General features: G+C 47.9%; 13 protein-coding genes. 2 read left to right on the top strand and 11 right to left on the bottom strand.

Annotation, left to right across the window (positions count from 1 at the left end; all coding sequences use genetic code 11):
• The first annotated feature begins 12 nt into the window (after positions 1–12).
• The gene (locus BMZ72_RS15360; protein ID WP_089809720.1) at positions 13–1,227 is read left to right on the top strand and encodes a lanthionine synthetase C family protein; all 1,215 of its coding nucleotides are present in this window, start codon (positions 13–15) and stop codon (positions 1,225–1,227) included.
• Positions 1,228–1,321: 94 nt separating this feature from the next.
• Positions 1,322–1,948 carry a LuxR C-terminal-related transcriptional regulator gene (locus BMZ72_RS15355; protein WP_089809718.1) on the top strand — a complete coding sequence of 209 codons (627 nt, stop codon included), beginning with the start codon at positions 1,322–1,324 and terminating at the stop codon, positions 1,946–1,948.
• Here BMZ72_RS15355 and BMZ72_RS15350 read toward each other — a convergent pair whose 3' ends face one another.
• From BMZ72_RS15350 to BMZ72_RS15300, 11 genes are all read right to left on the bottom strand, one after another.
• Complete coding sequence (locus tag BMZ72_RS15350; protein ID WP_089809715.1) at positions 1,949–3,067, bottom strand: hypothetical protein; 1,119 nt, start codon at positions 3,065–3,067, stop codon at positions 1,949–1,951.
• Between the two features lie 82 nt (positions 3,068–3,149).
• Positions 3,150–3,641 (bottom strand): hypothetical protein, encoded by a 492-nt coding sequence (locus tag BMZ72_RS15345; protein WP_089809713.1) that lies wholly within the window; start codon positions 3,639–3,641, stop codon positions 3,150–3,152.
• Positions 3,622–4,899, bottom strand: a complete 1,278-nt coding sequence (locus BMZ72_RS15340) for a condensation domain-containing protein (RefSeq protein WP_089809711.1) — start codon at positions 4,897–4,899, stop codon at positions 3,622–3,624. Before BMZ72_RS15340 ends, BMZ72_RS15345 begins: the two co-directional genes overlap by 20 nt.
• Positions 4,900–4,906: 7 nt before the next feature.
• A complete protein-coding gene (locus BMZ72_RS15335) occupies positions 4,907–6,220 on the bottom strand; it encodes a hypothetical protein (RefSeq protein ID WP_143087701.1) in 1,314 nt (437 codons plus the stop codon).
• A 13-nt stretch (positions 6,221–6,233) separates the two neighbouring features.
• A complete protein-coding gene (locus tag BMZ72_RS15330) occupies positions 6,234–7,433 on the bottom strand; it encodes a glycosyltransferase (RefSeq protein WP_089809707.1) in 1,200 nt (399 codons plus the stop codon).
• 13 nt (positions 7,434–7,446) lie between these two features.
• Positions 7,447–8,646: a glycosyltransferase gene (locus BMZ72_RS15325; protein ID WP_089809705.1), complete on the bottom strand. Its 1,200-nt coding sequence runs from the start codon at positions 8,644–8,646 to the stop codon at positions 7,447–7,449.
• Positions 8,625–9,440 (bottom strand): alpha/beta fold hydrolase, encoded by an 816-nt coding sequence (locus tag BMZ72_RS15320; protein WP_089809703.1) that lies wholly within the window; start codon positions 9,438–9,440, stop codon positions 8,625–8,627. The genes BMZ72_RS15325 and BMZ72_RS15320 overlap by 22 nt, the downstream gene beginning before the upstream one ends.
• Positions 9,422–9,730: an acyl carrier protein gene (locus tag BMZ72_RS15315; RefSeq protein WP_089809701.1), complete on the bottom strand. Its 309-nt coding sequence runs from the start codon at positions 9,728–9,730 to the stop codon at positions 9,422–9,424. The genes BMZ72_RS15320 and BMZ72_RS15315 overlap by 19 nt, the downstream gene beginning before the upstream one ends.
• Positions 9,718–13,959 carry a type I polyketide synthase gene (locus BMZ72_RS15310; protein ID WP_089809699.1) on the bottom strand — a complete coding sequence of 1,414 codons (4,242 nt, stop codon included), beginning with the start codon at positions 13,957–13,959 and terminating at the stop codon, positions 9,718–9,720. Before BMZ72_RS15310 ends, BMZ72_RS15315 begins: the two co-directional genes overlap by 13 nt.
• A 27-nt stretch (positions 13,960–13,986) precedes the next feature.
• Entirely contained in the window at positions 13,987–20,970 is a 6,984-nt protein-coding gene (locus tag BMZ72_RS15305; RefSeq protein WP_089809697.1) for a type I polyketide synthase, read from the bottom strand.
• Positions 20,971–21,600: 630 nt separating this feature from the next.
• Entirely contained in the window at positions 21,601–22,416 is an 816-nt protein-coding gene (locus BMZ72_RS15300; RefSeq protein WP_089809695.1) for a DUF6515 family protein, read from the bottom strand.
• Positions 22,417–22,641: the final 225 nt, after the last annotated feature.

Below are 22,641 nucleotides of genomic sequence, written 5' to 3'. Positions count from 1 at the left end.
TGATGATCGTATATGGATTATAAGAAAAGTGCCGGGAAGATCTTACAGGATATCAGCAGCTCGCTGGACAGTTTTACAGAAAAGGATGCCACTCCCGGTTTACTGGGAGGCTATACAGGCGCAGCTTTATTCTATGCTTACTACTATCAGCTGACAGAGAAAGAAGAACACCTGAACAAAATACATCAGCTGCTGGAACGTGCGGTGCATGATCTGGCGGCTACTGCATTGCCATTCTCTCATTGTAATGGTATTGCGGGAATGGTTTGGGGTATACAACATCTTATCAAAGCAGGCTTTGCCGGTGAAGATGAACTGGAAGATATCTTTGAGGAAGTAGATGAAGTGCTTGGTAAAGAAATGCTCTCCGCTTTACAACAGGGTGGTTATGATTTCCTGCACCAGGGCCTTGGTATTGCCCTGTATTTTCTTGAAAGGAACCATTACACTGCTGCTGATAAATGGTTGCCCGCACTGGTGGATAGCCTCCAATCCACCGCTATTGAAACGCCTGCCGGTATTACCTGGAAAGATCAGCTGACCGGACTGGCTGAGCTTCCTGCAGGGACACATTCATTCAACCTTGGACTTGCCCATGGCGTACCGGCTATTATCGCTGTACTGGGAATGATCCACAGTAAAGGTATCGCTGTTGCACAAACAGAAAATCTGGTCAGGAAGGGCCTCAGCTGGCTGGAAGCCTGTCAGAATCTGCCTGAAGAAGAAAGCGCTTCCCTATACCCCGTACTGGTAGATCAGCACCATAGGGCGCTTACTGGTAAACAAAGCCGTTTAGGCTGGTGCTATGGTGATCTGGGTATTGCCACAACGCTGCTGAATGCGGGTAACTGGCTACAGGATGATAATTATACAGAAAGTGCGCTGCGCATCTTCCATCACGCTATACGAAGCAGGAATCAACATAACAGTTATGTACATGACGCCTGCCTATGCCACGGAAGCGCAGGTATCTCACATATTTACAGACGCGCCTGGCTGAAAACCAAAGAATCCTTTTTACTCAGTGGCGCAACGGATTGGTTACAACACACCTTACAAATGAATACACATAAGGAAGGCCCCGCAGGCTTCCGCTTTTTAGGTAAAGATGACTACGAGAACAGCTATGGCATCCTCGAAGGCGTGGCTGGGATAGGACTTTCACTCATGGCGGCTATCGATCCCGACACGGATCCTGCATGGGACCGGTGTATCTTATTATGCTGATATTTTCCCTATATTACATATAAAGCCGGTTGCCTCTTGTAAGTCGAATGTTACCCATTACTGTCCGCATTGGCATATTTTAAATGGATACACAATGATCCGCCTGTATTTCGTAAACAATCATCCCCTCATCCTCGAAGGCCTGCATTCATTTTTTGATGACGAAAATGATATACTGATCGCAGGACACGCCAGGAGTGGTTATGGTTGTCTTAAATTCCTGATGCACAACAGCGTCGATATTATCATTATTGATACCTGCCTGCCTGATATAGACAGTGCAGCATTATGCGCCAACATCAGAATGGAATATCCAACTGTGATGGTACTGGTACTGAGTTTTCTGAAAGAAGAAAGGTATATCGACCGGCTATTGCAGAGTGGTGCCGGTGGTTATGTACTCGATACTGCTGATAAAGATGAGCTGCTTTATGCCGTTCATTCCGTGTATGCCGGAGATGTCTATCTCTCCCCGGCTATCAAACAGGCCATGAGTAGTGAACGGGTTGGGCTACAAAAAAATTTCCCTCCTCTGACGAGAAGGGAAAAAGAAGTTTTGAGTCTGATATCTGAAGGAAATACAAATGCTGAAATTGCAGAAAAGCTGTTTATCAGTGCAGATACTGTGAATAGTCACCGGAAAAAATTACTGGCCAAACTGGAAGTAAAAAATACGGCTATGCTGATCAAGTATGCTGTTGATAACAAACTGCTGGTCTGATCAGTTGCTTACAAAAGTGATCTTTTCTATCACAACGCCCAGTTTCTTCATCGCTGAAGCATCACTTTTCACTTTCTTATCACCAGTAACCTGATCGTATAATTTAGGATCGCTGGAGTTGTTGGCTTTAAACATGATGTTCACACCTTTACCTGCGAAGGCGCCGCCTTCCCAGTCTGCTATTTCTCCACCGTTATCCCATTCGAAACCATTGATTCTGAAGTCACGGCCGTTCACTTTCACTACTTTATCCAGCGGGTCGCCTACCTTGATACCAAATGGTGGTTTCCATTTTGAGTTTTCTTTCGTGAAAGTAACACCGGTTTTAGTGCCTTCGAATGATACTTCCATCTCATTATCAGTATCGGGGAATATAAAGTAGGCAGTACCTGCATCATTTCCCTGGAAATCCTGTGCAGAACGTGCTACCACATTATCCTTTCCGTAAAGTGCATATAATTGCTCCGGCTCACGCACTTTGAAGATAGGTCTTACATCCCAGTTAAAGTTATCTGCTGAAGCATTCGCAGGGGCAGCTGGTGCACTTCCTGGTTCCGCAGGTACGGCATTACCGCTGGCGGTAGTCGTTGCTGTACTTGTTGATGACTCGCTGGTAGTACTGGTGGCATCCGGAGAGCTGCTGTTGCCATTGTCAGCAAGTGCCGGTGCCGGCAGCTGTAATGGCGGCAGGGTAGCCGGAATAGCACCTGTTGTATAAAGGGTCGATTTTTCTTCCAGGAGGGCCTTGTTTTCACCCTTGAACTTATTCACCGTGTAAGTTGCCAGTGGAAATACGCTGTTGGTTTGCAGATTCATCGCGCGCAGATGGGCAATGAACTGTTGCCTGTTGGCATTACTGTACTGGTAAATAAACTTCAGGGAAGCATCCAGCGCAGCAGGATCTTTCACCAGTTCTGTCATTGTCTTATCAATATCCAGTCCGGCAGCCCCGCTTCTTGACATCTGTTCGGTCACAAAAACGATGAGAGAGTCATTCCTCACTTCATAACGTTTTGCAAACTTAGTGGCATAGTCTTCTGCGATCTTGTCCTCCAGTTTTGTCTGCGCTTGTATGGTAAGGGGTAAAGTGAATGCTAATATGGCAATGATGCGTTTCATGCATGGTCGTTTTAGTAACAGGAAATTGGCCTGGTAACAACCAGACTATTACCATTACTAAATTATAGAATAATCCTGATTGTTAGTGCGGATATAGCTTTTTTACCTTGCGAACCGGCTGAAGGGTGAAGAAAACTGCCATCCCCCCGGCCAGTATCCCTGAGAGCACCGACAGTAATATTCCGTTAAAACTGTAGTTCTCCGGTAAACAGAGATATACTCCAACCATAGCGGCTAACGTCAGAACCAGCGTAATTATTGCGTTAATGGTAGCCGTTTTTAGCATGAAACGCAGCTTTATCTGTTTCGAAGGAATAAAGCTGACCAACTGCCGTTTTTCCAGTAATGTGGTGGTTTTGTTTAATATATCTATGGTGATAAAGAATGGTAGCAACAATGCCATCGGTAACAGGAACCTGGCAACAGGATGCTCGCCCTGAAACAGGTATACATTATTCAGATCATCAAACCCATAGTAGGGTACCAGCGCATTGATCACCAGGTTGGTCGTAAAATAAAAGATCGCCTGGCGTTGCGAGAACTTCTCCAGAACATTATTGATGCGCGGGTTCATGCTGATGGTTTGTGGATAGTAAAACCTGCATTTGCTGCAGAATGGTCCGGGCTTTTTCTTCGGGTAGAAACAATTCCTGTGAGATAAAAGAAAAGTCGGCCTCTCCGCCGAAAGTGCTGATCACAAGTGTGTTGGCATTCCTCCAGGGGAAGGCGGCACTGGGGCTATAAATAGTTTCCAGGACAAAATGTTCATACTGCTCCGGAATATCCAGTCTGCCCATATTGGACAGCGTAACGTCATGTGTACCGTCTGTCTGTCGTAATAACCTGACCATATATTTGCCTGCTGAATGAAAATAATCACTGGTGAACAGGAGTTTTCGTATATCCATTTTATCTATAGCATCCGTCAGGTCGTTTTTCAGCTGGCGTGCCCTGGCCCAGAAATCAGCGCCTTTTTCTGCACTGGTTGACAATTCGGCTATCGGCGCAAAAGCAAATAACTGATCCTGTTTGATCTCAGGAATAAACCGGCGGATATCCACAGGAGAGATCACCTTCCCATAGGAGGCTGCTCCCATGACCTGCCGGTGCGCTTCCATAAAAGCTACGGCAAATGCGGCATGCATGGTCGTTTGTTCCGTTTTACAGCGGGCCGCCAGTTGTATAGTTGCCGCTTTGTCCATTTTAAAGTGTACCAGGTAGTGATTACCCGGCGCCGGTATTTTCCCGCGTGTTTTAAAACGCAATACCAGCCAGGCAAGTCCTGACAGTAAACGTAACCTGATCTTTAGCCCAACATTATTGATCAGGGTATTGGGAATAAATGTCCGGATGTCTTCAAAGGCCGGATAGGCGATCAGTCGTGTCTCCGGTTGATCCAGCACCTGCAGTAACTCCCGCATCAGGGTCAGAATAGAAGTGCCATCACAAATGCAATGTGCACACACCAGCATCAGCTCCGAAACCTCCGCTGATCGCAGCCATATCAGTCGGGCCAGCGGCCCTTTACCCACATCAAACGATTGCCGCCATTGCTCAGCAGATATACGCTGCCAGTCTTCATCTGAACGACGCTCTGTTATCTGTACCGGAATAGGGGGAATCTTGGTATCCGACACGAAATAGGGCCTGCCTTTCTCGTCCTCCCTGATCACAACACCCAGCAAAGGATGTTTCTGCTGGATCTTTGCCAGGGCATAGATCAATCCTTCCAGGGTGAGCTGACCAAGTACCTTCGCTGTAAAAATACAGTTCACGGTAGCTGAGCTGTCCACATACATGATCCGCTCACCCAGTATTAGTTTTCTGTTCATACGCTGGTTATATAATTGATGACAGGGCCTCCGCTGGCGCCTGTACCGGTAAATCTTCCGTCAGCAATGCCATCGCCTTTTCCTTTATAGCCAGTGCATCCTGGTAATCCAGTACTTGGTAATTGGATACAAAGGAGAAATCAATCTGTCCTTTATAAGTGGAGGCAATGATGGTGGTCGGATTGGAAAAAGGTCCTATCACCGTCGGACTAAAAATCGTGTCTACAGCGAACGTCTGATACTGCTCGGGTACATCCAGTTTACCCATATTGGAAAACATCAGGTCATACACCGGTTTGCCATAGGTCAGGAACTTCCGCATATATTTAATGCCGCCATGTGCATATTCAAAAGGCAACATAAACGCATAAGGATTCATCTTTTTTATCTTCCGGGATGCAACCGCCTGCAACAACCTGGCTCGTTGCCAGAAAGAAACATCCTGTGCATTATTGAGTGATAATTCCAATGACAACCCAAAAGAGAAGATCACGTCTTTTGTGATCTCGGGAATAAATCTTCTGATATCCACCGGACAGATGATCTTATTCATCGCTTTTTCTCCTTTCACCAGCTTAAATGCACGCAGAAAAGCCACACAAAGTGCCGTATTGACTGTTACCTCCTTTATCGCACAATGCTGGAACAACGCTGCTGATACCTGCTTGTCCAGTTTCCAGTGTAACAGATAATCCTGTTGCCGGCTGATGGGCTGCTTACCCCGGGTATTGACAAAGGCGGATATAGCTGCCAGTGCTCCCTTTATAAACAGCGCTTTCAGTTTCGCTTTTAATATCTCCTTTTTACCCTTGAGTATGTGAGCCGGCACAATATCTTCCAGGGTAGTAATAGAAGCATGCATCCCGATCTTTTTGTCCGGATCATCCAGTACAGCCAGTAGTTCTTTTACCAGCATCAATCCTCCGCCTCCATCACACATGCTATGATGAAAGGTTAATATCAGTTCCGATTGTTCTTCCCCCTTTAACCAGGTTAAGCTGATCAGGGGGCCTGTTTCAATATTGAAAACACTTGCCCATGCATCCCGGACTTCCTGCTGCCAGTCGACAGAAGAGGTACGTCCTTTGACGATCAGCGGGATCGGCTCACAGATCGCCGGTATCTCAAACCACGGAGCACCGGTCGGATCATGGTGAACGGCTGCCCGTAACAGGGGATGTTTCGCCTGTATGCTGGCTAATGCAATGGACAGGCCGGCTGCTGTGATCACGCCGTTTATCCTGATCGCATAGACACCGTTAAAAGGTGCTGTCCCGTCTCCAAGCATGAGTCTTTCGGGAAGCAATAGTTTTCTTTTCATAACGCTGGATTTATTAAACAGATAGGGTACTTTGTTTCTCCTTTGCAAATGTTTCCAGTAATGCGACCGCCTTGTCGTTGCCGCCTGCCTTGATGAATGTCTCCCTGATATATTGTGCTGATTTCCGGTACTTCGGATTGTCCAGTACCTCCCACATGGCCGCTTTGAGAGCAGGGACGCGTAGTCTTTTATAACGTAGTTTGATGCCGCAGCCTGCGTTTTCAATCAGGGCAGCGGTGTGGAAATGGTCGTAGGCGATAGGGGTGATCAGCATGGGCAATCCGTTCACAAAAGCATCGTTCACCGTATTAAAACCACCATGACAGATCACTGCCTGCATATGTGGCATTAATGCCGACTGTGGCACAAAGCCCTGTACGATGAAATTGTCCGGCCATTGCTGAAAGATCGCCGGATCAGTTGCCGCCACTATAGTAATAGGTTCATCCGCAAAGGCATCTATCAGCTTCTGAAAGAACTCTTTCCTGATATCTACCAGTAGGGTACCCAGTGATACAAATACCTTTGGTGACATGACCCTTGCCAGCTGATCCCAGTCAAAAGGGGTATTATTAGGCCTGCCTTTTACCGGTCCTACAAAACGCATATGTGGCAGCGGATCTTTGCTACCTGCAAATTCCTGTGAAGTGAATACGATGTTCATCTCCCTGGAATGGATCACATATTCATCCGTATAGATTCCTACCTCACGCTGTAAGGACCTGATCAGGTTTTGCTGCCATTCAAATATCTTCGGCGACTGCATTGCGTCTCCGGTTACATCCGGGGGAACCGGTGTCGTCGTCACACAGGGTATATCTTTGATATGTGCGCACAGTGCACCTGCAAAAGTGATACAATCACTGATAATCACATCTGGTCTGAATTCATCCGCTATTGCCGATACACCTGCCAGCATATATTTCGCAAATGGGATATAGGTATCTTCCAGCGCTAGCTTCAATGTCTCCACACCTGATAGTTTGGGCCCTTCATCCTGTAGTTTGAGTATGGCCTGTATCGCAGACTGATAAGGCGCAAGTTCTTTATGCGGAACAATGAATCGTCCGCCGGCAGGGATATGTTCTGCTCCAAGTTCTTTCAAACCTACCCATATCACCTCATGACCTCTGGCCAGCAGACTGCCGCCCACACTGAGGGTAGGACTGATGTGCCCAAAGAATGGCGGCACTACGAACATAAATTTTGACATGTGTTGACATTGATTAATGATGGAAATGTTTAGGGATAGCCAGTTTTTCCAGTAAGGCGATGGCAGTGGCAGCGCCGCCTGCCTGCGCAAAGGAATGCTGTATGCGTTGTGCTGCTGTTTTATAAGATGGATTGGTCAGTACGTCCCAGACAGCTGTTTTCAGATGTTCCGCCTTAAACCTTTTGTAGTTCAGCCGTACACCGCTTTCCGCCTGTATCACTCTTCCTGCCACGTGCGATTGATCATAGGCTATAGGGATAACCACCAATGGCAGGCCATGAGATAAGGTTTCACATACGGTATTATGACCGCCATGGCACACGACTGCATCCAGATAAGGCAGGAGCTCCAGCTGCGGAACTTTCTCCTGTACGATGAAATTGTCAGGCCACGCTTCAAACAGACTGACATTGGAAACAACGATCACAGAAACAGGCTCTCCACCCAATGCTGCTATGACCTTTCCGAAAAACTCTTTTTTATAACTATGATCGAATGTGGTACCGATAGACACCAATATCCGTGGTTGTTTACCCAACTGTCTGAACCGCTCCCAGTCAAAGGGATGCAGGGATTGTCTGTTCAGTATCACCGGGCCCACAAACTTGTAATGATCCGGCAACGACATATCGCCAAAAAATGTTTTGGAGGTATATACCAGTGTCAGTGCCTCCGATGTGGCCACTGAAGCATCTCCGGGAATACCCAGTTCCTGTTGTAAGCTCACGATCTGTCTGATCTCCCATTCATGTATACCCGGCAGGTCTTCCATCATCTTAATAGCCGCTGGTGCGGTAACAGAGGTTGCATAGGGGATTTTCAGCTGCCAGGCAGCCATCGCACCGGCAAACAACTGATGATCATGGATGATCACATCCGGCTGATAGCGATGCAATGTGCTGACGATACCATCATACATAAACCTGTTCAGGGGGATCAGTACGTCCTCGTACAAAAACTTGATGCTCTCAATACCGGAAACATTCTTTTTAGTGATCTGATCAAGGTATTCGGCGTTGTCTTTTTTCGCAGCATCATCCTGGTCATACTGTATGTGTAACAGTTCGCCTCCTTCCGGTAGTTTGTCGGCCAGCGTAGCATCAAGGCTTATCCAGCCTACCCGGTGCCCGCGTTGCAGCAATGCGGCTCCCAGACTCAGCGTTGGATTGATATGCCCCATGAGTGGGGGAACTATAAACGCAAAGCTTGCCATAATCTGTTATTGATCTGTTTGATTTTGACCTGCCATCCTTCAAAGAAATCTTTCAGTTTACCTGCTGTTTCTGCCGGCTGTTGTATCGGCAGATTATGGTCGCCCTCGATAAGGATCAATTTGGAACGGGGTACAGTGTGATACAGTTTCCTGCCGGAGGGGAGGCAGTTGGATGATTTTCCATAGATCAGCAGCGTCTCCTGTGGAATACTGTCCAGCGCTTCAGCAGAAAAGAAAAAACGTTCATTGTGCATATCTTCTTTAATACTGGTCTGATAGAACAGGTATTCATACATCCGGTGATTCTTATCCAGCTGCCGCTTACCCACGCGCATCCGTGTAGTATCTGTATAGTTGTTGATATAATCTACCAGGAATTCTTTGCTGTAGATGTCAATGATGCTCAGCGTCTCACTGTCACTGGGGTCAGGTGCTTCGATCACCGCGAGCTTCTTTACCCTGGAGGGATACCGCATCGCCATTTTCATGGCTACCAGTCCGCCATAGCTATAACCCGCCAGGTGTACCGATTTCAGGTGCAATGCATCCATCAGGTCGCGCAGGTCATCTGTCATGGAAAGCAGATCATAACCATATTCGCAGCGATCGCTCATTCCATGGCTTTTCATGTCATATAACACAACATGAAAAGACTGCGCCAGTACAGGTGCGATATTGAAATAATACACGGAGAGATTGCTGAACATACCATGGATCAATACAATCGTTTCCTTCGCACCCTTATTGTATTCCTGGATATGAACGCTTTTGTTTTTTACTTTGATGACTGGCATGATTCAATGTATTTAATGATGTCATCCAGTTTAAGGTTGATCAGCTGGTCCAGGTCCATGCCAGAGAGCCAGCCGGTAAAGTCAATGTGTTCACCGAAGTGAGACTTTACCTTTTCAGAGAAGGAGACGATCTCGATGCTGTCCATTTCAAGATCTCTTGTAAAAGAACTTTCACGGGAAATATCCAGGTCTTCTACAAATTCTTCTCCGATGACTTCAGTAATGAAGGTTTTAAGCAGACTGAAGATCTGTTCACTGCTTAAAGGTTGTTGAGTAGTTATAGCGTCCATCCTATGATATAGTTATTGTGTTTAATTGTTTGAACAGTGACATCGCCGATCTGAAATGTGTCGCCATTGATGCTGTCTATTTTGTATTTCTTCGGATTGCCCTGTAAGCCTTTTCCCAGGTATTTGCCATAGGCTTCCTTCGCTACCCAGCACCGGATGATCCATTCCGTCCTGTTGGTGGTGGGCAATAGTGCCAGCTCCTCCGGATGGAAAGACAGCTCAATAAAGCCATCCGTCTTTTCTGCGATCAGCTCTATGTCAATACCTGCTGGTCTGCCGGATCGGGCAATACCCACGGCTTCCTTGTCTTTATGGGCGAGTGAAATATGGAGGTTTTGGGTCATAGCCCCTTTAGGGAATGGTTTTCCCAGCGCATCATTCCTGATCTCAAATTCTATAGGGTAATAGGCTTCCTGCCTTTCCTGCTTTAATAGGGCCCTTACGGCGTCTTTTACGGCTACCCTTGAGATAATACGTTCCTTCCGTTTATGGGGCAACATGGCCCTTAAATCGGCCTTTTCTGCCTGGTTGAAATAACGCTTCATGATGAAATCCCAGGATACCACACGCTGATAGGAATTACGGAACAGGAAGATGCCGGGTGCGAGTTCTACCGACAAACTATTATGTAACGGCGCCATAGACACTTTCCAGAGGGGTTCATCTATTTCCAGTCTGGCATTCTGCCAGCCCCTGATGATCGCCCAGGTGCGGTTATTCCTGCGGAGAATGAAGTCTGCCGTGGCCGTATCTGCGGTCATTTCGGTCAACTGACAGGTACATTCGAACACGCCCTGCTGGTCTTCCATATCTTCATAAAAGATCACCTCCTGGATCTTCACAGGGAAAGCGATCCTGTCTTTTTCCAATGTGAGTTGCAGCCAGAGTCCGAATAACTGTCCTGCGTTATCCAGCAGGGAACCTTTACCTGTACTGCTTTCAATGATACCCGTGATGCCTTTATCTCCTACAGTGATAATCTGGCGGATGCCCTGATAAGCAGGTCCATGGAACATATGTTGCTCATAGATCTCAGCTGGTGTCCTGCTAAGGGACAGTGGTGTGCCGGCGTGTAAATGCAGGGCAGGGGCGATCTCCTGTTTGTCTGTCAGGGTAACCAGTGCCTGGGCATATTTGTCAATGCTCATGGAGATGGTATGCTGGTCCTGCCATGCTCCTTTCACTACTGCTTTGAAAGGCGCTGCTACATTCATCCACTGGAATACCTGTATCTGGGAGATGCTGCTGACTTTACTACCTGCTGCATGTTCAGCCGCGATATCGGCAAACAGTTCAAAGATCATCGTCATCGGAATAACAGGATCCATATCATCAGGACAATGCCAGCCGGGTTTCTGCCTTAGCAATGCATGGTCAATGAGATAAGGTGTATTTTCCAGGGAAATGTCCAGTTGCCTGGACACGGGTGTCCGCCTGGCTGGAACAGTTGTAGTCGTATTAAACAAGGCGATGATCTCTTCCTGTATAGCCGTGATCTCTTCACAGTTTTCGAGGAATGACTGCATGACAGGTGTAGGTGCTGCCGGAACGGCTGTCCTTGCGTGTGTGGGCCGCAGAGACGCCAGTGCTGCGATATTCCTGACGATCGGTGAACCCAGTTGTAGTTTAACAGGCGTGCCTTTTGGTGCGGTTTTAACTTGTACGTTGCTGATGCCGAGGAAGGAGAGATCTACTGCTTTTCCTTCCACAAACAGGGCGGCCAGCACCCTTTGCAGTTGTTCTAATCCGGTACGGGTAGGGATATTGGCTGATAATGCGCTGTATGACTGTCCTTTCAGGGTATCATCCACAAAGCCGGTCAGACCGCCTGATCCTGCCTGTACAAATACCCTTGCGCCCTGATCATACAATTGCGTGATCAGCTGCCGGAAACGTACCGGTTTGATCAGATGATCAATGCTGAGTTGCCGGATGGCTTCAAAGTCATTCGGATAGGTACTTAGCGTAGTTGCAGACCATAAAGGAATGGTCGTTTCCTGAAACTCCACCTGACTGATACCTTTGAGTAACATGTCCAGCTTCCCTGCCACAAAGGGCGAGTGGAAGCCGGACTGGAAAGGAAGTACCTGGTGGAACAGTTGTGCGGATCTGAGTACCGGTATCAGTTGATCTACGGCTTCATTGGTGCCGCAGAGGATCACCTGCTGCGGACAATTATCCATGGAAAGATGAATATCTGCAATGTTTTCCAGCAGAGGAGCCAGGCGTTCATAACCGCAGCCCACTACGAGAAAGCGGGTGTTTTTTTGTTCGAATGCCGCCGGATTGAGTTCCTGTAATAACATCCTCACGGAACTTTCTGCTGCCAGTCCTGACGAACGGCCAGCCAGCCATTCCCCGAGACTATGTCCCGCATTCATATCCGGATATACCCCTAGTTGTTTAAGGGCGGAGTCCAGTACATGGCTCTTTTCCAGTAACTGTACAGCTGAATCCCAGACGCCTTCTTTATCGGAAGCACCTGTAGTAGTCAGCGGTAGCCGGAAGTATTCCGCCACACTATCTGTTTCTCCGCCTGCCAGTCCATCCAGACCAGGGAAGAGAAAAGCTACTTTACCGCCTTTACTGATGAGTGGTGTATTGGTAAACCAGATGTCCTGTTTATTGCGCCAGGGGGAATTCCGCTCTACGATCTTAATGGCTTTACGTATACGCTCAGGTGTAGGATCAAAGAGGGCAATACGGTAGTCGCCCTGACCAGGATTGGTCTCCTGTTGCTCCAGTGCCTGTATCAATGCCTGCTGATTCTCTCTGGCCAGTAATAACAATGCCGGTGCAGCAGGAGCATTCCCCTGGAATAATTTACGGACAGGCATCATTTCTTCACTGATACCTTCTACCACCACATGCGCATTGATCCCACCAAAGCCAAATGCATTAATGCCGGCACGTTTTGGTAATCCTGTTTCCTGCCAGTCGAGCGGAGTTGTAACAGGGGCAAAACGTGTCTGTGCCATTATATCCAGTGGCGTATCGCAATGCAGGGTAGGAGGCAGTTTCCCATGATACAAAGCCAGTGCTGTTTTGATCAGCCCTGCAATGCCTGCAGCGGGCATGGTATGTCCTATCATTGATTTTACAGAACCAATACCGGCTTTGGGTAATTTTCCCTGCTGACCAAACACGCCCGCCAGTGTTTCCAGTTCCGTTTTATCGCCCAGGGGTGTACCGGTGCCATGGGCTTCTATATAGCCTACTTCTTCCGGTGATATGCCCGCGGCTTCCCAGGCTTGTCTGATCGCTCTGGCCTGTCCTTTTACCGAAGGACTCATCAAACTGGTACCTGCCCCATCACTGGATATGCCCGTTCCTTTAATGACTGCATAGATCCTGTCCTGGTCGCGGATAGCATCTTCCAGCTTTTTCAATACAACAAATCCACATCCTTCTCCAATCAGCAGGCCGTCCGCTTGTTGATCGAAGGGACGGATCTGCTGACGCCGGGATAGTGCGCCCAGCTGAGTAAAAATGCTCCAGAAAGGGGCGTTTTGTGATACGTGTACACCACCGGCAATGATCATATCTGACCTGCCGGAGCTTAATTCCTGTATGGCGTGATCTATGGCAAGCAATGAACTGGCGCAGGCTGCGTCAATCGTATAGGCCGCTCCGCCGAGATTCAAACGGTTAGCGACCAGTGAGGCAACCAGGTTAGGGATCAGTCCCATGGCAGTATCCGGACCGAAACGTCCTTTCTGCTGCTGGAACTCTTTTTTTACTTTGTCCAGGGCTTCCTGTCCCAGATCGGGCAGCAGGTTTTGCAGGACCTGTACGATCTGCTCTCCGGTACGCACGATCTCGATCGCCCTGGTGGCTCCCGGACCTGTATAATTCCCCTTCCCGATGATAATGCCCGTCCTGTCCAGCGGCGCATGGCTGTCTGTTACGCCGGCATCCTGTAATGCTTGTCTGGCCAATGTAAGGGTGAGGAGTTGTTCCGGTTCCGTCCCTTCTACCGCCAGGGGCAGAATACCAAACTGGATAGGATCGAACCAGGCATAATCATCGATGAAGCCTCCTTTCCGGCAATAGAAACGATCTACATCGGTGGAGTGGGCATCAAAATAACTGGCGTCCAGCCGGTGGCCCGGCACGGGCTGGATCGCGTCTCTTTTATGAATAATGTTCTGCCAGAACGTATGTATGTCACCGGCGCCCGGAAATATGCCGGACATGCCTATAATAGCAGCGTCAACCTGTTTTTTCATTGTCACAACTTTAATTCTGGTAATAGCCTATTCCGCCATGATCAGTACCTGACTCTCGTTGCCGTATTTCAGTTCGTTTACAAAGGTTTCCATACCTGCCTGTAAAGGGATCAGGGCAATGCCTCTGCGCTCGTATTCCTTTTCCAGTGTTGGTGATACCATGCCGGTACCTTTCCAGGGGCCCCAGTTGATAGTCGTCACCTTTCCTTTGATCAGGTTTTTCAGTTCCCACGCATACCTGTCCAGTACACTATTAGCCGCAGCATAGTCGGTTTGTCCGCGATTACCATATACAGAAGCTACACTTGAAAACAGTACGACAAACTGGGTATCTGCCTGTAGTTTTTCCACCAGTATTCTCAGTGGGGTCACTTTGGTGGAGAACACTCTTTCAAAGGAGTCTGCCGTTTTCTGTCTGAAGAGTTTATCCTCCAGTAATCCTGCTCCATGTACCACGCCGTCTATGCGGCCATGGGTTTCATACAGGGTACTGATGAGGGTATGGAGTTCCGCTTCATTTCTCAGGTCCAGTGAATGATAAGACACGGCGGAACCATTGTCTTCCAGTGCCCGGATCGTCTGTAAGATCTGATTCGACTTGTGGATATCTGAAGCACGTTTTTCAATCGCAGCCGGTGTTGTGATCTCACCTTCCCTGATCAGCTGTTGTTTGATATCCTCCTTTGTTTTCAGTGAAGAATAATTCGGGAGGTCCAGTTGACGGGGATCTGGAGAACGGCCTACCAGCACATAGTGGCAGGGATAATCTTTGGAAAAACGTACCATCAGTTCTGCTGTAATGCCCTGAGAACCACCCAGTACCAGTACGACTGCCTCTTTTTCCAGCGCAATACCGGCAGTATCGCTGACAGGCAATTGCTTAGGCACCAGGTCGAAAATGTGCCGTATGCCATCGTGGTAAATAACTTCAGCAGGTGTATCCGGATGGAGTAATTCTCCCAGTATAATGGCAGGGATCTTTTCGGGGAATAGTTGTCCCGTCAGACTGATGCTTCTGCATTTTGCATGGTCCCATTCCTTGTCCAGGCTTTTCAGGAAACCAGGATACCCCTGTACTTCGCGCAGCTGTTGTATATCGCCGCTGTTCAGACCAGAGATCGCATACACCCATTGTACGTTTTCCGGATGCAGCTTTTTAATAGTAGCAAAAGTGGACAGTATATCCGGTCTGTCAGGAGCTGCGACCATGTCAAGTATGATCAGGCCCTGGTAGTATTCGAGTATATCTTTTTCGGTAACGATATCCACCTGCGCGCCCTGTTGCTCCAACAGTTTCTTAATGGCCAGGGGCAGGTGAGAACCATCGTCTGTAACGGCAAACTTTTTACCGCTGATGCTCACCGCATCTTTTTCATTGAATGCAGAAGGGATTAGTGAAAAAGTAATTCTCGACAGAGATGCCGGCGCTGCGCTGATGGTGGGTGCAACAGTCGCTTCGATGGCAACAGAGGTGGTAACCTGGGTAGGCAGATTACCTGTCATCCAGCTAACCAGTCCGTTTAAAGTTTTAATGCCTGCCAGCGCTTCTGTGTTGCCAGCGGACTGTCCAAGTCCGCCGATCTTCACTTTCAGTTCACCCAGTATTTCCATCCGTTTGATGGAATCAATACTCAGGTCAGCTTCCAGATCAAGGTCCATACCCAGCATTTCAGTTGGGTAACCCGTCTTTTCGCTGACGGTCAGCAGTATGGTGCTCCTGATATCATTTTCGCTCCAGGAAGCGCCGGCAGGTGGAATATTGGTTGGTTTTTCAATAGCATGTTGTAAAGAGATACCGCCGGTTTCCGCCTGTGCATCGCCGACATTGTCAGCGATCCATTCCAGCAGTCCGTTCAGCGTTTTAATACCTGCAAGTTGTTCTACCGCGCCTTCATCGCCTTTACCGCTTTGATTAAAGCCACCCATCTGCGTTCTCAGTTCGCCGATGATTTCCATACGTTTGATAGAATCGATACTCAGGTCAGCCTCCATGTCCATTTCCATGCCCAGCATCTCATGTGGATAACCAGTCTTGGCACTTACCACTTCAATGAGGATCTTTTTCACATCCTGTTTTCCTTTTACAGGCTGTGTATTGACAGATACAGTGATCTGTGTGGGTGCAGTCTCTTTTCTGGCTGGTGTGACCGGTAATGCAGTTGGCGTAGCAGGTATATCCAGGCGATTGATATGTGCAGGATTTTGTCCCAGGTAACCGAGGATCACATCGCGCTGTGCCTGTACGAGGTATTTCACGCTGTTCAGGTATTCCTGTACCATCAGTTCTGCATTGCCGGAAGGAGCTGTCACTACCTGTGCCGCCGCTGTCGCTTGTAACCGGATCGGCTGTAACACCGGCATCGCGCCATGTGCAGGAAGCTTACCTACGGAAGGAACGGCCAGCTGACCATTTACATGCCAGATCGTAGCACTCTTTTTATATTGTTCAGGAGCATCCAGATTGATCGCGCGGATGTTCCTGTCTGCAAACAGTTTATCCAGCTGCACATTTCTGCCGGTAGCCATGTACTTTGCGATAGTATGCAGCAGGTGTGTGATCGCATTTGGTTCTGTATCTTCTGTATGCAGCAGTACATTATCCTTACCCACGATGGAACGGGTTAAGCCTGTCAGTATTTTACCCGGACCTACTTCCAGGAAGATCCTGGCCCCGTCAGCATACATCTGCTGTACCTGTTCGGAGAAGAGTACCGGATTGACAAGATGTTCCGCCATGCGTGCTTTAATAGCAGCAGGTGTATCCGGATATAATGTGGCAGTCGTATTAGACCATACGGGTATAGATGTCTGATTGAAGGTAACATCACTGATGGCTGCAGTATAGAGGGCTGCTGATTTTGCGATCAGCGGACTATGAAATGCGCAGGCGACTTCCATTTGTTTAAAAGAGATCTGCTGTGCTTTCAGTTCTTTCATGAGGTTTTCCATGGCCGGTGTCGCACCTGCCAGTACCCATTGCTGCGGAGAATTATGGTTCACGGCATAAACACCGGTACCTTGTGCGATAAATGGCGCCAGTGCTTCTTTATTGCTGTTCAGCGCCACCATGATACCCTTATCTTCTTCTACCGCATCGACGATCGCCTGTGCCCTCTTCTCGCTTAATGGTACCAGTTTGTCAGCCAGGAATGCACCTGCGAAACAAAGCGCCGGTAATTCACCATAACTATGTCCTGCCACCATATCGGGCTGAATGCCCAGGTCCTGTAAGAACTCCGCCATTGCCAGATCTACAATGCCCAGCAGTGGCTGTGTGATACGGGTGTCTTTGATCTTTTCCTTCTGTTGATTGCTCTTCGCTTCGCTAAAAGCAGCTGCCGGGAACAGTAATTTTTCATACTGCGGATATTGCTTTAACAGCTTACGCATCTGCGGGAAAGCCACAAACAGTTCTCTCGCCATATTGACGCGTTGACTGCCCTGTCCCGGGAACAAGAAAGCTACTTTCCCTTCGGTGTTACCGGTTACATAGATATCCTTGGACGTGGCGCCGGATAGTGCCAGTTCTGTTTTCAGCAGGAGGTCTTCCCGCGTACCGGCAACTACAATCAGGCGTACAGGCGCATCATTGTAATGATAAAGGCTATAGGCGATATCTTTTAATGCAATCTGATCATTATTGGAGAGTATAGTATGGACCGCCTGCATCAGCTGTTTTACATCCGTATCGTTCTCTCCGCGGAATACAAATAGCTCTGCAGGCCAGTTGGTCAGTGTCGTTGCTTTAGTGCCGGTTGTCCGGTCATTGCTGATGACTGCGTGGAAGTTGGTACCTCCGAATCCGAATGCGCTGATACCAGCAAACCGTTCTTCTTCCAGCCATAGACCGGCGGCAGTATTGAACAGAAAAGGACTGGTATTTTCATTATAGAAAGCATTTGGGTTCCGCATATGCAGGGTAGGAGGCTTTACACCATGATACACCGAAAGCGCTGCCTTGATAAGACCTGCAATACCGGCGGCACATTTGGTATGCCCTATCTGCGTCTTTACAGAGCCCAGGTAAGTTTGTCCGGCGGTAGCGCCTGACTGGACCAGCATATCCGATAAGGCACTCAGCTCTGTTTTATCTCCCACAACAGTACCGGTACCGTGTGCTTCTACCAGTCCAAGGGCAGCAGGGGATATCCCGCTTTGCTCATATGCCCTTTCTAAGGCCTTTATTTGCCCTGCTTTACGCGGAGCGGTCAGTCCTAAGCTTTTGCCATCGCTGGAGCCGCCAACGCCCTTAATAACAGCATAAACGTGATCTCCGTCCTGCTTCGCATCAGCATATCTTTTTAAGACCAGCATAGCGACACCTTCACCCAGGGCAATGCCATCGGCGGCGGAATCAAAGGTCATACACCTGCCTTTGCGGGACAGGGCATGTGTGCTGGCAAACATGAGATAGTCATTGATACCGTTGTGCAGGTCAGCCGCTCCGGCCAGTACCATGTCTGATTTACCTAAAATCAGTTCCTGGCAGGCCAGGTCAACGGCTGCCAGTGAAGAAGCACAGGCGGCATCGACAGTATAATTGCGGCCACCCAGATTGAGTCTGTTGGTGATACGCCCGGAGATGACATTGGCCAGAACGCCGGGGAAGGAGTCTTCCGTAAGTTTAGGTAATGCATTATCCAGTTCTTCCGGCATTTCTCCCAGGAATTGTCTGTAAAGGGAACGGAAGCCATAATTATTGGCCAGATCATTTCCTCCTTCTGCACCGATGATTACCGAGACGTCTTCTGTATTATAATCGCTGTTACCATAACCGGCATTTTCCAGTGCCTGTCTGGCAACAAGTAAAGCTAACAGTTGTGTGGGGTCGATCGCTGCCAGTGATTGCGGAGGAATGCCAAAAGCAACCGGATCAAAGTCTATACGGGGAATGAAACCGCCCCATTTGGAAGGTGATTTATCACCATCATTGGAGTTGCCATCGTAATACAGTTCTTTATTCCAGCGTTCATCCGGTACTTCCGTTACGCAGTCTTTCCCTGCCAGTATATTGGCCCAGAATTCTTCCACATTACGTGCGCCGGGATAAATACAAGCCATACCGATAATGGCTACATCCAGTGCTTTTTCTGATGTAACAGGCAGTTCAGGTAAGGCCGCCGCCTGTATATGGTTGAGGTATTCTTCCGCCACATCCTTGTGCAGATCGGTCATCGATACAATGGCCTGTCTCATGGCCGCCACCTGACCGATCATATACATACCATCCTGTAACTGTTGGGTGGCATCGATGTGTACCAGTCCGTTCTCTTTCCGCTCGACACCTTTGGCGGCAATACGGAGTCTGCCGACATTAAGGTCTTCCAGTTTGGCCCAGATCTCTTTTTTATCCAGTTGTGCTTCCTGCAGACGCGCTTTCTGTTGCAGGAAGAAGGACGTAAATGGTGATTGCAGACAGCGGGTTTCATGACCAGGAGCTGTTTCCAGTAGGACCGTACTGTTATGCAGTATGGCCTGATCCTGGAATTGTTGCAGGATCGCGCCTGTGCTTACCGCTTCTTTGGTATAGATATAGGCCGTACCCATCAATACGCCGATCTTAGCCCCTTTGGTGGCCAGTGAAGCCGACATTACCGCAATAAAAGCAGCAGAAAGCGCATCATGGATACCACCTGCAAAGAAGATACTAAAGGCACTGGCCTGTTCTTCCTGTAACAGGCGTTCGATCTGTTTTTCCCATAATACAAGGCTGGACAGCGGACCAACATGCCCGCCGCATTCTCTGCCTTCAAAGACAAACCTTCTCGCACCTTCCTTAATGAACATATCCAGTAATGAGGCAGAAGGTACGTGCAGGAAAGAGGTAATGCCCATGTCTTCCATTTCCTTCGCCTGTGAAGGACGGCCACCTGCGATCAGTACCATCGGTGGTTTCACTTCTTTGATATAAGCGATCTGTTCATCACGTAGTTCAGGAGGAGCAAATCCAAGTATCCCAACGCCCCAGGTTTTTTTATCTGCCAGTGTTTTGGTTTGTTGCAGGAGTGTTTTTGCAGTGTCTCCTTTTAACAGAGATAGCGCTACAAAGGGCAATGCGCCAGCATCTGCCACCGCTGCAGCAAATGCGGGAACATCGCTCACGCGTGTCATCGGACCCTGGGCAATAGGGTATGTGATGTTGAGTTCTCTGGCCAGTGCATTATCCGGAGATAAGATATTGCCGGCTTTGGCCTGTACGATGTGGCCGCGGATCGCTTCCTGCAATCCGCGGATCATCCGGCCGAGTTTTTTGTAGCGTTTCACCAGGTCTATAGAAATGGCTACATCCTGTCCAAGCGGCAGCAGGCCTTTGTCCAGGTCAATGATATCAAGATATGGTGTAATGTCTTTCTGCGTGGCATGCTCCGGCAGAGCGGGAGAATTAGGGCGTATCAGTACACGGAACTGATCGATCACACGGGCTTCGTTCCCATTCAGTTTTTCACAGACGTTCTTGATAGCGGCAGGTGCTTTACACTCAGGGAAAAGCAGCAACTGACTATCCAGTACAACACCTGCCGCACCGGTAGCGATGAGGGCCGCAGTGGTATGGATACCTGCGCCACCCTGTACCCAGATCTTTGTATCCGGGAGGGCTTTGACGATCTGCTGAAAGAGAATGAAACTGGATTCCTCCGCTACTCTTCCGGCGCCTTCGTTCCCCTTTATAATAATACCATCTGCCTGTTCCTGTGCGGCTGCTAAGGCTTCTGACAGGGAATGCACCTGGTAATAGGTCGTAATGTTTTGCTGTACACTGGTTCTTATGGCAAAAGGTGCGATGACCAGTGTAACCTGTATTGGTAATGGGATGTCTGCCATCTCACTAACGGAGTAGCATACACCGAATGTATAGTGGTGTTGAGATAAAACGTTTAATGCTTTTTCAGCGGCTACTTTATTGCGTCCGAGATGTAATACAGGGAACGCGCCGGTCTGCGCCAGGGCAAGGGCTAATGGTGCATCAGGATGCTCCATCGGGGTAATACCGATAATTGTAGGTGTATCCATAGTTGATGTTTAATAGGTAACAGGCATGACTCATCCTGACCATGATTTTTAAATCATCGTGAGATGTTATACCGCGTGTATTAATTTCAAATTTCTAAGGTATCTCTGGCTGTAATTCCTCGTTATGCTTTGTCAGACGTCGTTTACAAGGCATAACACTCCTGTTTCTCGATTAGGATATCAGCTTTTTCATAGCGCAGAATTATATAGGCTAAACGGCCCGATCTCTCACATGAGCATTAATTATAATCACTGTTCACTGTTCGTTGATTAATTAAATCCGAATTATATGTGATAATATTTTTTTGCTGAATGTTTTAAGTGAAAAGTGAAATGAATCAGTGGTATACCCTTACGGGTAGCGTCTTTTGCTCGGGTTATAGGATTCATAAAAAACAAATATGGTTGTTATGGTTATCTGAGATGCATTCCTGAAAATGGAAGCATATGTCTTAAAGGTCTGTTAAAAATAATAAAATAAATTCTATAAAAGAAGAGGTGATATGAATTATAAGTCGGTTAACATGAACTTAATATATACGTGCTTTTACATATCGTCTTAAAAAGACAAGTGGAACATAATGGCATCGCGCCACTATGTTCCACTTGCTCATTTAGTTAGAAGAAGGATTAATTGTCAGCAGACATTTTACCGACAATTTTATAACCCCGTGAATTATCGGCGTTGGTTACTTCCTGATAGTACATACCGTCCGGAGAAACATACAGTTGCTGACCGTTGATTTCTACACCGCGGCTACCATCAGGTAATGTCGCATATATTTCATCTTCAGGAGGCGCCGTATTTTCATTTTGTCCATCCTGATTGTTACCTGTATTGAGTTCTCCATTCTTACCTACTACAACATATTTTGTTTGCCTGTCCTGTTGTACTTCCTGGTAGAACGTACCATTTTTTTCGTAGTAGGTATTGCCATCGATGACAACTGTTTTCGCTCCGCTTGGCAGGGATGGTATCACGACACCCATAGGTGGGTCTACCACTTCATACTGTTCGGTTTGCGTTTGCGTATTGGCATAAGGACGGTAGAAGAAACCATCAGAATAGTAATAGGGGCCCCAGCCTGTGTTAAAGGTCAGGAAGCCGTAAGGCAGTATGCCGACACGGAAGCCGATAGGCGGACCGTAATAGCGGTAAGGACGATAATAATAGCCCGGACGGTAATAGTGACCACCGTAATAATGTGAAGGGCCGTGATAATACCCTCTGCCACCCCAGCTCCGGTATCCGCCATAACCCACGCCTACTCCTACGCCGATCCTGGTGGATACACGTGGTGCAGAAACGACCTGTCTGCTTACACCCCGTCCTACAGATACATGTCCACCACCTCCGAAACGTCCTCTCTGGGCTGATGCGCTGTTTACTGAGCTCACGGTGGCCAGGGCAATGAGCGCGCCCAGTAAAAATATCCTGTTTTTCATTATTGATGTATTTAGTGTGGTGCCACAGCCTGATTGGTTGGCCGCAAATCAAACTGTATTACTACGCGTTAAAGAGAGTTCTGTGTTCCCCCTGTTATTGATATTTAGACACCTGTCTAACTCCAGAGTTTAACAACTAATTTTAATTTAACAATTCCTATACCAAATAATTTTTGACTGATAATCAATTATATGTGCAATGATGAGACTGGATAAAGCCAGGTG

This window comes from Chitinophaga sp. YR627 (genome assembly GCF_900114995.1).
Taxonomy (GTDB): domain Bacteria; phylum Bacteroidota; class Bacteroidia; order Chitinophagales; family Chitinophagaceae; genus Chitinophaga.
The sequence above is the reverse complement of the archived record's forward strand: the minus strand, read 5'-3'. Positions and strand labels throughout refer to the sequence as shown.

What these genes read in the sequence shown, in the direction of transcription:
- BMZ72_RS15360 (WP_089809720.1), top strand. Translation starts at nt 13, where the DNA reads ATGGATTATAAGAAAAGTGCCGGGAAGATCTTACAGGATATCAGCAGC.
- BMZ72_RS15355 (WP_089809718.1), top strand. Translation starts at nt 1,322, where the DNA reads ATGATCCGCCTGTATTTCGTAAACAATCATCCCCTCATCCTCGAAGGC.
- BMZ72_RS15350 (WP_089809715.1), bottom strand. Translation starts at nt 3,067, where the DNA reads ATGAAACGCATCATTGCCATATTAGCATTCACTTTACCCCTTACCATA.
- BMZ72_RS15345 (WP_089809713.1), bottom strand. Translation starts at nt 3,641, where the DNA reads ATGAACCCGCGCATCAATAATGTTCTGGAGAAGTTCTCGCAACGCCAG.
- BMZ72_RS15340 (WP_089809711.1), bottom strand. Translation starts at nt 4,899, where the DNA reads ATGAACAGAAAACTAATACTGGGTGAGCGGATCATGTATGTGGACAGC.
- BMZ72_RS15335 (WP_143087701.1), bottom strand. Translation starts at nt 6,220, where the DNA reads ATGAAAAGAAAACTATTGCTTCCCGAAAGACTCATGCTTGGAGACGGG.
- BMZ72_RS15330 (WP_089809707.1), bottom strand. Translation starts at nt 7,433, where the DNA reads ATGTCAAAATTTATGTTCGTAGTGCCGCCATTCTTTGGGCACATCAGT.
- BMZ72_RS15325 (WP_089809705.1), bottom strand. Translation starts at nt 8,646, where the DNA reads ATGGCAAGCTTTGCGTTTATAGTTCCCCCACTCATGGGGCATATCAAT.
- BMZ72_RS15320 (WP_089809703.1), bottom strand. Translation starts at nt 9,440, where the DNA reads ATGCCAGTCATCAAAGTAAAAAACAAAAGCGTTCATATCCAGGAATAC.
- BMZ72_RS15315 (WP_089809701.1), bottom strand. Translation starts at nt 9,730, where the DNA reads ATGGACGCTATAACTACTCAACAACCTTTAAGCAGTGAACAGATCTTC.
- BMZ72_RS15310 (WP_089809699.1), bottom strand. Translation starts at nt 13,959, where the DNA reads ATGAAAAAACAGGTTGACGCTGCTATTATAGGCATGTCCGGCATATTT.
- BMZ72_RS15305 (WP_089809697.1), bottom strand. Translation starts at nt 20,970, where the DNA reads ATGGATACACCTACAATTATCGGTATTACCCCGATGGAGCATCCTGAT.
- BMZ72_RS15300 (WP_089809695.1), bottom strand. Translation starts at nt 22,416, where the DNA reads ATGAAAAACAGGATATTTTTACTGGGCGCGCTCATTGCCCTGGCCACC.